The organism is Comamonas terrigena NBRC 13299 (genome assembly GCF_006740045.1).
In the GTDB taxonomy this organism is placed as follows: domain Bacteria; phylum Pseudomonadota; class Gammaproteobacteria; order Burkholderiales; family Burkholderiaceae_C; genus Comamonas; species Comamonas terrigena.
This window is the reverse complement of the sequence record NZ_AP019749.1, coordinates 2,028,754-2,040,936: the sequence shown is the minus strand read 5'-3', so window position 1 is coordinate 2,040,936 and position 12,183 is coordinate 2,028,754. Positions and strand designations below refer to the sequence as shown.

The 12,183-nt window shown below is 68.0% G+C and carries 7 protein-coding genes; all 7 read left to right on the top strand.

Features of this window, described 5'->3' with window-relative positions; all coding sequences use genetic code 11:
* Nucleotides 1–13 precede the first annotated feature (13 nt).
* The 7 genes from CT3_RS09290 (at nt 14) to CT3_RS09260 (ending at nt 11,843) form a co-directional block, all read left to right on the top strand.
* Entirely contained in the window at nt 14–634 is a 621-nt protein-coding gene (locus CT3_RS09290; protein WP_066534581.1) for a 2-hydroxychromene-2-carboxylate isomerase, read from the top strand.
* A gap of 83 nt (nt 635–717) precedes the next feature.
* Entirely contained in the window at nt 718–1,710 is a 993-nt protein-coding gene (locus CT3_RS09285) for an NAD(P)H-dependent flavin oxidoreductase (protein WP_066534583.1), read from the top strand.
* 67 nt (nt 1,711–1,777) lie between these two features.
* A complete protein-coding gene (locus CT3_RS09280) occupies nt 1,778–2,629 on the top strand; it encodes an IclR family transcriptional regulator (protein WP_066534586.1) in 852 nt (283 codons plus the stop codon).
* A 329-nt stretch (nt 2,630–2,958) separates the two neighbouring features.
* Nucleotides 2,959–5,406 (top strand): membrane-bound PQQ-dependent dehydrogenase, glucose/quinate/shikimate family, encoded by a 2,448-nt coding sequence (locus CT3_RS09275; protein ID WP_066534588.1) that lies wholly within the window; start codon nt 2,959–2,961, stop codon nt 5,404–5,406.
* Nucleotides 5,407–5,573: 167 nt separating this feature from the next.
* Nucleotides 5,574–6,305, top strand: a complete 732-nt coding sequence (locus CT3_RS09270) for a TetR/AcrR family transcriptional regulator (protein ID WP_227657874.1) — start codon at nt 5,574–5,576, stop codon at nt 6,303–6,305.
* A 174-nt stretch (nt 6,306–6,479) separates the two neighbouring features.
* Nucleotides 6,480–6,854: a hypothetical protein gene (locus CT3_RS09265; protein WP_066534590.1), complete on the top strand. Its 375-nt coding sequence runs from the start codon at nt 6,480–6,482 to the stop codon at nt 6,852–6,854.
* Between the two features lie 282 nt (nt 6,855–7,136).
* The gene (locus CT3_RS09260; RefSeq protein WP_066534592.1) at nt 7,137–11,843 is read left to right on the top strand and encodes a hybrid sensor histidine kinase/response regulator; all 4,707 of its coding nucleotides are present in this window, start codon (nt 7,137–7,139) and stop codon (nt 11,841–11,843) included.
* The last annotated feature ends 340 nt before the right edge of the window (nt 11,844–12,183 follow it).

Sequence of the window (12,183 nt, the reverse complement as noted above, 5' to 3'; positions counted from 1 at the left end):
CGGAGCTTGCACCATGCACCAACCGACCGTGGAATTCCTGTTCGACTTTGGCAGCCCCAATGCCTATTTCTGCCACCAGGTGCTGCCCGCCATCGCCGCGCGCACCGGCCAGCCCGTGACCTATGTGCCCATTCTGCTGGGCGGCATCTTCAAGCTGGCCAACAACCGCTCGCCCATGGAGGCGTTTGCCGACATCCCCACCAAGCGCGCCTACGACCAGCTGGAGATCCAGCGTTTCATCCGCAAGCACGACCTGCACCGCTACCAGCGCAACCCGCATTTCCCGGTCAACACGCTGATGATGATGCGCGGCGCCATCGCCGCCCAGCAGATGGGCTGCCTGGACCCCTATGTGGACGCCATGTTTGCCGCCATGTGGGAACGTGCCTTGAACATGGCCGAGCCCGAGCTGTTCCAGAGCGTGCTGCAGCAGGCCGGGCTGGACGCAGCAGCCATCACCGCCGCCATTGCCACACCCGAGGTCAAGAACCGGTTGCTGGCCAACACCCAGCAGGCCTATGAGCGCGGCTGTTTTGGCAGTCCCACCTTCTTTGTCGGCGGCGAGATGTTCTTCGGCAAGGACCGCCTGCGCGAGGTGGAAGAAGAAATCCTGGCCCAGCGTTCCGGCAGCTGACGCCCTGCTCCACCCGCTGCACCATCGCTGCCTCGGCCCTGACGGGGCGCACCTGCAACACCCTTTCCACGCCCTCACACACCATGAAGACACGCATCACCGAACTGTTCAACATCCGCCACCCCATCATCCAGGGCGGCATGCACTATGTGGGCCTGGCGCCGCTGGCGGCAGCCGTCTCCAACGCCGGCGGTCTGGGCATGATCACCGCCCTCACGCTGGGCACGCCCGAGAAGCTGACCCAGGAAATCGCCAAGACCCGGGACATGACGGACCAGCCGTTCGGCGTCAACCTCACCTTTCTACCCTCCTTCACCCAGCCTCCGTACGAGGAATACATCGCCGCCATCCGCGAAGGCGGCATCACGGTGGTGGAAACCGCCGGCCGCAGCCCCGAGGCCTATATGCCCGCCCTGAAAGCCGCCGGCATCAAGGTGATCCACAAATGCACCGCCGTGCGCCATGCGCTCAAGGCCGAACGCATTGGCTGCGACGCCGTCAGTGTGGACGGTTTTGAATGCGGCGGCCACCCCGGCGAGGACGACGTGCCCAATATGATTCTGCTGCCCGCAGCCGCCCGTGCGCTGAAGATCCCGTTTGTCGCCTCCGGCGGCATGGCCGACGGCCGCAGCCTGGTGGCGGCACTCGCGCTGGGCGCCGATGGCATGAACATGGGCACACGCTTTCTGTGCACCCAGGAAGCCCCGGTCCACCAGAACGTGAAGAACGCCATCGTTGCCGCCAGCGAGCTGGACACCCGCCTGGTCATGCGCCCGCTGCGCAACACCGAACGCGTGCTGAACAACCCCGGCGTGCAGAAGCTGCTGGAGATCGAAGCCGCCAAGGGCGCCAGCACCACCATCGAGGACATCCGCGAGCTGGTGGGCGGCATCTACCCCAAGGCCATGGTGCAGGGCGATGTCGATGCCGGCGCCTGGAGCTGCGGCATGGTGGCCGGCCTGATCCACGACATCCCCAGCGTGGCCGAGCTGATCGAGCGCATCATGCGCGAAGCCACCGACGAGCTGATCAACGGCCGCCTGCGTGCCATGGTGGACGCCGGCACATCCGCCTGAAAATCGCGGCATTGCCCGCTTGCCCAGCCATGTCCCAGCCCACGCCTTTCAGCCAGGAGCCAGGGACATGGCATTTCCTCTCCTGCCCATGCGCCCTCCCACGCCCTCCCGCGACATCGGAAAACTGCCGATGCCCATTGACGACCACAAGGAAGACCGCCAGTTCGTCACTGCGCTGGCGCGGGGGCTGCAGGTGCTCAAATGCTTCACCTCGGGCGAGGAGCATCTGGGCAACCAGGAAATCGCCCAGCGTTGCCGCCTGCCCAAATCCACCGTCACCCGGCTCACGCACACCCTGACGCTGCTGGACTTTCTGCACCACGACAGCGTGCAAAACCGCTACCGGCTGGGCATGGCCACGCTGTCCCTGGGCGGCACCACGCTCCTGAGGCTGGACGCGCGCGAAATCAGCCGACCCATCATGCAGGAGTTGGCCAACCAGACCGGCTGCCTGATCGCCCTGGGCATGCGCGAAGGCATGTCGATGCTCTATCTGGAAACGGCACGCAGCGATGCCTCGGTTATCACAATCCGGCTGAACCTGGGCTCGCGCATTCCGCTGCACACCACCGCCATGGGCCGCGCCTACCTGGCCGGTTCGCGCCCGGCAGCCCGCAGATCGGTGATGGAGCGGGTCAAAAACCTCAACCCCGAGGGCTATGCCGACATCGAGCGCGCCATCACCCGCGCCGGCGAAGAGTACGAAGCCACCGACTGCTGCACCTCGTACTCGGAATGGCGGGGCGAGGTCGGTGCCATCGCCACCCCGCTGCGCGTGGGCAAGGGCATGCCCATGATGGTTCTCAGCGCCTCGGGCGACATCCGCACCATGACGCCGCAGTTTGTCGAGCACACCGTGCGCGCGCTGCTGCTGCGCAGCGCCTGGGCCATCGAGCAGCATTTCCAGCCCGGCAACTGACGAACTGACGCACAGCCTGCCTCCCAAACGCGTCCCCATGCCAGTATCAGCAGCCAGACGGCCCGGCTAGCGGCATCACAGGGTGCGCGTCCGCCCATGGCGCCAGCGAAGCGCCGCGCAAACGCAAGCATGCCCCCCAACCCGTGACAGCCCACCGCGCACATGCGCCAGCAGCGGTCGCCGCTATTGAATTTCACAAATTTCTGAAATATCCGGTACACGCCAGCACGACATGGACTTTATTTCCCATGAAGAATGGACTTTTTTTCTCACAACAATAATGGCCTGCATGGTTCCATGCCCAGGCCCGTTTTCATGCGAGGTTCGATATGACTCATCAAGCGCAGGCGCAGCCGGTGGCGGCGCGTGTTTGGCTCTGGATCCTGGGGGCAGTGCTGGCCGTGGCCGGCCTGGCCTTCCTGGTTGGCGGTGCCAAGCTCATCAGTCTGGGAGGCAGCTGGTACTTTGCGCTGGCGGGCATCGGCCTGCTGGCCTCCGGCTTGCAGACCGTTCGCAGCCACCGCAGCGGAGCATGGCTGTACCTGCTGACCTTTGCTGCGACCGTGGTCTGGGCACTGTGCGAAGTGGGTCTGGATTACTGGAGCCTGATCTCCCGCCTGCTGGCGCTGACCTTTGGCGCCGTGGTGGTGCTGGCCAGCATGCCGCTGCTGCGCCAGGGCGGTGTGCCTGCCGGCTCCCGCGCCAAAGCGCCCCTGGCCACGGCCGGCGTGCTGCTGATCGCGGGTCTGGCCGCTTTTGCCTCCATGTTCCAGATCCATCCCGAGGTCAGCCCCCAGGCCGCTGCAGCCACGCGCAAGCCCGTGGATGCCGCCAGCGAACAAAAGGACTGGAACCACTACGGCAACAGCAGCAACAACGACCGCTTTGCCGCGCTGGACCAGATCAATGTGGACAACGTGAACCAGCTGCAGGTGGCCTGGACCTTCCACACCGGTGATGTACCCAAATCTACCGGCGCAGGCGCCGAAGACCAGCTGACGCCGCTGCAGGTGGGCGACAAGGTCTTCCTCTGCACGCCCAGCAACAATGTGATCGCACTCGATGCCGACACCGGTCAGCAGCTGTGGCGCCATGACACCAACTCCCATGTGGGCGGCGTGTGGGAACGCTGCCGCGGCTTGGCCTATTTCGATGCCGAAGCCCCCCTGGCCCAGCCCAGCGTCCCGGGCTCGACACCGGTGCAGGCGGTGGCTCTGCCCGCCACCGGCAGCTGCAAGCGCCGTATTCTGATGAACACCATCGACGCGCGCCTGTTTGCCCTGAACGCCGACACCGGCGCGCTGTGCGATGACTTTGGCACCCATGGCGTGGTCGATCTCAAGCAGGGCCTGGGCAACATTGCCAACCCCGCCTACTACACCCTGACCTCGGCCCCTACCGTGGCAGGCACCACCATCGTCATCGGCGGCCGTGTAGCCGACAACGTGCAGGTGGACATGCCCGGCGGCGTGATCCGCGGCTTCGACGTGGTGACCGGTGCCCAGCGCTGGGCATTTGACGCCGGCTCGGCCACGCCGAACGCGCTGCTCAGCCCCGGCCAGACCTACACCCGCTCGTCCGCCAACGTGTGGGCGGGCACCACCTACGACCCCAGCTCCAACACCGTGTACCTGCCCATGGGCTCGCCCTCGGTCGATCTGTATGGCGCCACCCGTTCGGCAGCCGACCTGAAATACGGCGCCTCCGTTCTGGCGCTGGACGCCGCGACCGGCAAGGAAAAATGGGTCTACCAGACCGTGCACAACGATCTGTGGGACTTCGACATTCCCATGGCCCCCACGCTGATCGACTTTCCCCACCCCGACGGTGCCACCACGCCCGCACTGGTCGTCGGCACCAAGGCCGGACAGATCTTTGTGCTGGACCGCAAGACCGGCCAGCCCCTGACCAAGGTGGAAGACGTGGCCGTCAAGCCCGGCAGCATCCCGGGCGAGAAATATGCACCCACCCAGCCGCTGTCCGTCGGCATGCCGCAGATCGGCACGCAGACACTGACCGAAGCCGATATGTGGGGCGCCACACCGCTGGACCAGCTGATGTGCCGCATCAAGTTCAAGTCCATGCGCTATGACGGCCTGTTCACCGTGCCGGATACCGATGTCTCGCTGAGCTTCCCCGGCTCGCTGGGCGGCATGAACTGGGGCGGCCTGTCGGCCGACCCGACCAACCAGCTGCTGTTCGTGAACGACATGCGCCTGGGCCTGTGGGTGCAGATGGTGCCGCAGAAGAAGGATGCCGCGCTGTCCGACGGCGGCGAAGCACCCAACACCGGCATGGGCCAGGTGCCGCTGGGCGGCACGCCCTACGCGGTGATGAAGGACCGCTTCATGTCGCCGCTGGGCATTCCCTGCCAGAAGCCGCCGTTCGGCACGCTGACCGCCATCGACATGAAGACCCAGCAAGTGGCCTGGCAAGTGCCTGTGGGCACGGTGCAGGACACCGGCCCCATGGGCATCAAGATGCGCCTGCCGCTGCCTGTGGGCCTGCCCACACTGGGCGGCACCCTGGCCACGCAGGGCGGCCTAGTGTTCTTTGCCGGCACACAGGACTACTACCTGCGCGCCTGGGATACGGCCACCGGCAAGGAAATCTGGAAGAGCCGCCTGCCCGTGGGCAGCCAGGGCGGCCCCATGAGCTACAAGTCGCCCAAGACCGGCAAGCAGTATGTGGTGATCTCGGCCGGCGGTGCCCGCCAGTCGCCCGACCGCGGCGACTATGTGATCGCCTACGCGCTGCCAGACGGCACCGCCAGGTAAGCCCCGGCCCTGCGCGCACTTTCTGTTCCACGGAATGCGCGCAGCGCCAGCTCCCCAACGCCATGGTCTGCAAGGGCCATGGCTTTTTTTGTCTCTGGCGCCCGCCGCCGCTGCGCATGCTACGCTGGCAGGCTTTGGTGGACGACAGCTTGCAAAGAGAGATGGTGGTGAACGCGCAGCACAACAGTGACAAGGCTTACGGCATGGTGCCGGCCACACCCCAGGCTGCACCCGGCCATGCCAGCGACCTCAGCGACACTGGCCGTCCACTCCCGAATGCAGCTGTGGACTCCGCCGCCGACATGCGCCGAGCCCTGCTGGAAGCGGGCCGCACCGAGTTCGCCAACTACGGTTTTGACGGCGCCCGGCTGGAACGCATCGTGGCCAAGGTGGGCTGCGCCAAGCGCATGCTGTACTACTACTTTGGCAACAAAAAGGATGTGTACCTGGCCGTTATCGCCCAGTGCTACAGCGATATCCGGGCCTCGGAAGAACAGCTCAACCTCGACGCCCTGCCGCCGTTGCAGGCCCTGCACGCCCTGGCGCAGAAAAGCTTCGAGTACCACGAACAGAACCAGGAATTCACCCGCCTGGTGCTGCAGGAGAACTTTCAGGGCGCGCAGCTGCTGGGCCAGGTTTCCAACACCGAACTGCTGCGCAAGGCCGCACTGGAGCCTGTGGAGCGCATTCTGCAGCGCGGCGTGGCACAAGGCGTGTTCCGCGCCGATGTGACGGCGGTCGACGTCCACTACCTGATTTCCGCCCTGTCGAGCTTTCGTGTCGACCACGCCGCCACCTGGAACAGCCTGCTGCAGGTGGATCTGCTAGGCGACACCCTGCGCACACGCCACCTGCACCTGTTGCTCGACCAGCTCAGCCGTCTGGTGCGCCAGCCCTGAACGCGGCGCCTGTCTCATACCGCCCTATGCCCCATGCCGCGGCTTGTGTTTGCGCACGCGGCATTTGCGCTACATTGGGCATCCATTTTTCCCATCCGGCGCGCCCCGTGCGCTCCTGTTTTTGCAGGCCCTGCAGCCATGCTGCCAGCGCCCCACCACGGACACCCTCCTGCCATGTGGCCTTTTGATCTGCTGCGCAAGCTCTCCCGCGGCCCCGATGTGGGCGAAACCTTCCGCCACTTCATCGGTTGTTACCTGTTCGGCTTCGAGGCCGAAGGCGAGCAGCAGCCTACCTACATCGCCCTGCCTTCCAACCTGGAATGGCTGGAACGCGAAGTCCGGCAGTACCTGCAGGAATTTGTGGACGAACACCCGCATGCCAGCGAAGTCCCCGCCATCCAGGCCACGCTGGCCGATCTGCCCCAACGCCTGGCCGCCCATGTGGCCGGCGGCATGGGCCAGCCCTTTCTGGCATTGCCCGGTGTGAACCTGTTCATCCGCAAAGGTATGCGCGAGCGGCGCAAGGAAAACGGCAAGTACGCGGAATAAGCCGCCCCGGCGCGGCCGCTACACCCCGGTCAACCCCGGGTTGACGGCCCCAACAGGTCGCGCGGATGCCCATGCCGGGCCGGCCAGCGACCTGACTTCCCTGCCCACGGTCTGCAGTGGCGCAGCGAATTGCTCGGAGGAAGCGGTCTACACGCCCATCTCGCGCTACGCTTGCAGCTTGCATGGATTTGCCTGCGTGCTGCCCGCAGGCGCGTACCATAGCTGCCGCCTGCCTTCCCCCGACTTTGTGCTGCATGCCGCCAGGCCTGCCTCCCCACTGCCATGACCGATCTCCTGACGCCCCCGGCTGCACCCACCCCGGCCTCTGCCAACCTGGCAGGAGCCCGTGTTCAGGTGCCGCCCTCGCTGGGCGCCATGCTGCAGGAGCTGCCGGCCCTGCTGCAATCGACCGATCCCCTGGCGCCGTCCCAGGCCGCCCAGTTGCTGCACCAGACCGCCCGCGCACTGGACGTGGTGCAGCAACCCGGCCTGGCCCGGCTGCTGCGGGCCATGGAAACCGCGCTGCGCCAGCCCGTCGCACCGACCGGCACGGCGCCAGGCAGCCCACTCCCCCGCGATGTACTGCTGCTGGCCGCCAAGGACGCCCAGGCCCACCTGCAGACTCTGCAGGCCGGCCGCAACGCACAGGTGGCCCACCTTTTCCCGGCCTACCGCGCCGTCTGCAAGCTCGGCGGCAAGGACAGCGCCCACCCGGCCGACCTGTGGGAGCTGCTCTGGCAACTGGCTCCCGTTCCCGCGCCGCTGCCCGCCGCGCTGCAGGTACCGCCCCACAGGGTAGCCCCGTCCACCCGCACTCTGCTGGACCAGCAGGTGCTGGCCGTGGTCAAGAACGCCGACGCCCCAGCTGCCGCCCGCCTGCGCGACCTGTGCCTGGGCCTGGCCCAGACCTGCGCGGCACCGGCCGACACTGCCTTCTGGCAGGCAGCGGCCGGCTGCTTTGACGCCACGGCCCATGGCCTGCTGGAGCAAGACCTCTACACCAAGCGCCTGGCCTCGCGCGTGCTGATGCACTACGCCAGCGTGGCCAAGGCCGGCGACTCCGCCTTCACCCCGCCGCCCGACACCCTGGTGCGCGATCTGCTGTATTACTGCGCCCAGGCCGCCGACACCGCCGCCATGGTGATGGACGGCCTGCCGCCCGTGCTGCAGGCCATCTGCCATAGCTGCCAGCTGCTGCCCGCAGACGCTCCGGCACGGGTCGCACAGGCTGTCACGCCCCCCGGTGACACCACACTGACCCTGGACCTGGGCCGCGGAGCCGAAGCCCTGGCCGTCCCCACCACTGTGGCTGCGCCGCTGCACGATACACTGGCAGAGCCCCGCTCCACCACGCCTGCAGCCGGCCCATCTGCCACATCAGACGATGCAGGCCTGAACCTTTCGCACCTGGTGTTCGGCGACGAGCCCGAAGCGCCCGAGGTACCGGTCGAAGTCGCTGAACCGTCTGCCCCGCCCGCCGCGCGGGCACCGATACCACAGCCGGTGGCGCAAACCACCGGGGACCTCTCCATCGCCACCCCGGCCTCGGCTGCCACCAGCGCAGCGCACGATGCTGCTCTGCCCGCCACCGCAGGCGTCGTCGAAGCGATGGACACTTCGGCGGTACCGCACAGTGCGACCGCCCTGGACAACACAGCGGCCCCTGCGGCGGCAGCATCTTCCGTAGTACCCCACGCAGCCGGGCCAAGCGAGATCACCTCCGTGGCGGCCGTGTCTGCAGCGAACACGCCAGCGGCAGCAGAGCCTCTCACTGAGCCTGTTCTGCTCGCCGAGGCCACCACACCGCACCCCGCCAGCATGCCGGAAGGCGTTGTCGATGCAACCCTTGCCGAGCAGGAGCACGCCACATCCGCCGCTCCTGCAGACAGCGTTGGGAGCACCACGACAGCCGAAGCCGCCAGCGGCGAGCACAGCGCACCCGACACCGACACCGACACCGACACCGACACCGACACCGACACCGATGCTCCCCCAGTGGAAGCCGCTCAGGAGCGTTCCGAACCAGTGACGGACAGTGCTCAGGCAGAACGCCCGGCAGACGATGGAAACACAGCATTCCCCACGGAACTGGCAACCACAGCCGACACCGCAGACGCCGTCAGTACCCGCGCCGATGTGCCACCGCCGCAGGACGCTGCGGCACAGGCTGCCGCCCCCATGGACGAGCGCACCGCTCTGGCCACACGCCTGGCCGCAGCCGCCGTGCCCGAGCTGCAACCCGGTGCCGCCCTGCTGCAAGGTGCGGCCGGCCAGCCCCGGGCAGAACCCAACCAGGGCTTTTTGACCGAAGCCGATGGCCTCAGCCAGCAGCTGCAGACAGAGATCGCCGCGTGGGCGGCAGAAAGCGACACGCCCCTGCCCGCCACGGCCGCAGAGCAGGCGCGCGCGCTGACCCGCAGCGCCTGGGGCGCTGGCTGCACCGAGATCTCGCTGCTCACCCACACCCTGCAGATGGTGCTGGAGCGCCTGCGCCGCAACGCCACGGCTGCACAGCGCCAGGCCTGTGTGCATGCCGCCGACGAAGTGCTGCGCCTGCTGCACCAGTTTGCCGCCGGTTTCATGCGCCGCCCCCACCCCCAGGTGCTGGAAGCCTTGAACCACATCCTGGCAGATACGGTATCCACACCACCAGCGCCGGACAGCGAAACCCGTCCGGCCCAAGACGAAACCGACGCCGACGGGGCAGCCCCCGACCGCCACACCACTTTCATAGACGGCACGGCCACCCACCAGGCCATCGGGCACGAAGAAGTGCCTGCCGCCGTGCCAGTCCCGGCCTCGGTCCCGGTCCCGGTCCCGGTCCTGCCCAGCGTGGACCAGCTCGAACCCGTGCGCTTTGCCGTGTTCGAGGAAGAGGTGCTTGCCGTCTGGCCTGCGCTGCAGACCGCGCTGCACCAATGGATGGAGCGACCTGCCGAGCAGGGCACGCCCCGCCAGACCCTGCTGCGCAGCCTGCACACCTTGAAGGGCAGCGCCCGCCTGGCCGGTGCCGCCGCCTGGGCCAGCCAGGTGCATGCCCTGGAAGACCTGGCCCTGCTGGCGCAACCCAATGACGGGCCGCTGGGCCCCAGTGCCCTGCAACAGCCCCTGGAAGTGCTGCGCATCGCCTTCGTCGCCCTGCAGCAAGAGCTGGCCGCGCGCCACCCCGAGCGCTCGCTGCAGCACTGGGGCGCCAGCCCCATCGACACCGTGGGCCGCCACGCCCAAGCGCTGTGGGGCACCCACGAGCAAACCCAGCAGTCCGTGGCCGACAACCACCAGATGCTGACCGAGATGGAAAGCTGCCTGCAGCGCCTGCGCGCCCAGCTCAAGGACTGCGCCGCCTGGGCCGACACCCTGGTGCTGCACGGCGATATGGATCTGTCCTATGAATGGCATGAAGAGCTGCACGATCTGATCCGCGGCCTCAGCGACGGAGTGGACGACATCGGCACCGTGCAGCGCCAGCTGCAGCACGGCCTGGCGACGGCGGACACCGCCCTCACCACCCAGGCCGGCCACCTGCGCGCGCTGCAGCACACGCTGCTGTACGCGCGCCTGACTCCGCTGGCCCAGCTGCACGAACGCCTGCTGGCCACCGTGCAATTGGCCGCCAGCGACACTGGCAAGCCCACCCAGCTGCTGCTGGAAGGCGGCGACCAGTTGCTGGAGCGCAATGTCGCCGACCAGTTGGCGCCGGCACTGGAGCATCTGCTGCGCAACTGTGTAGACCATGGCATCGAACCTGCGACCCGCCGCCAGGCCGCAGGAAAGCCCGCCACAGGCCAGATCACGGTGCGCCTGCACACCCAGGGCCCGGTCCAGACCTTGACCGTGCAGGATGACGGTGCCGGCCTGCAGGTGGGGCGCGTCCAGACCAAGGCCGTCGCCCTGGGTCTGCTGCAGCCGGACGAGACCGTGGACGCCCGGCGTGCAGCCGAACTCATCCTGCATCCGGGCCTGAGCACCGCCGCGCAGATCACCGAACTCTCCGGCCGCGGCATTGGCATGGACGCCGTGCAGGCCGGTGTGCAGCAGCTCGGCGGCCAGTTGCACATCGACAGCCAGCCCGGCCTGGGCTGCACCTTCACCATCACCCTGCCCGCGCCGCCGCAGGTGGAGCAGGTCGTGGCCCTGCGGGCCGGCAGCTGGAGCATTGCCCTGCCGGCCCGCAGCATCGAAGCCGTGCGCCGCATCCCCGCCGCACAGATGGACGAGGCGGTCGCCCAGGGCATGCTGCCCGACGACGTGACCGGCCCCATGCCCCTGTACTGGGCCGGTGCCGTGTGGCAGCAATCCGCCCGCAGCAGTGCCCCGCCGGTGGACGGCCAGTCCATTGCCCTGGTGGTGCGCAGCGACACCTCGCGCTGGGCACTGCAGGTGGATGAAGTCCTGGGCACACAGGAAGTGGCGCTGCAGCCCCCCGCCGAGGTGGCCGTGCCCCTGCCCGGCCTGCTGGGCACCGCTGCCCAGCCCAGCGGCCAGGTGCTGCAGGTGTACGACCCCTATGCAGCCCTGGCAGCGCACGAGGCGCGCCGCCTGCTGCAGTCCGCCCAGCCGGTGGCCGCCAGCGACGATGCCAGCGCCCCGGAAGTGCCACCGCCTCTGGTGCTGATCGCCGACGACTCCATGAGCGTGCGCCGCCTGGCCCAGCACCTGTTGCAGACCCAGGGCTACCGCGTGGCCACCGCCGCCGACGGCCTGCTGGCCTGGCAGCTGCTGGAAGACGGCGAGCTGCCGGCCCTGCTGCTGGCCGATATCGAAATGCCCGAGATGGACGGCCTGGAACTGCTGCGCCGCGTGCGCGCCGACGCCCGCTGCAAGCAGCTGCCGGTGGTGATGCTCACCGCCCACGAAGCCGGTCCGGTGAGCCAGAAAGCCATCGACGCCGGGGCCCAGGCCTTCCTGACCAAGCCCTACGCGCCGAACGAGCTGCTGGCTTTGGTCCGGCGCTGCGCCCGGGTGCCCGAGAGCGACCTGCAGCCGTAAGCCACTGCTGCACTGCATCTGCACGCGGTGCAGCGTGTGCTGACCGCGCCCTACCCCGGCCCCATCCGACTCGCACGCACGGGTGCCGACTGGTGGCACGCCCTGGACGCACGGAACTGCAGCAGCTGCAGGAGTGATTCGGCGGCGCTCCGGCAGGACCCACGGTGCCCGCGCAGCAACCGCTGCGGCGACTTTCTGCGCCGCTGTGGCGCGCTGGCCGCACTGGCCCCGGTAGCCCTGTAGCCCTGTAGCCCAGTAGCCCAGTAGCCCACCACCCTGGGCAGATCCACCTCGGACCAGGCAGGTCCGGCAATAACCCGCTTCGCGCCATGGCTGCTCA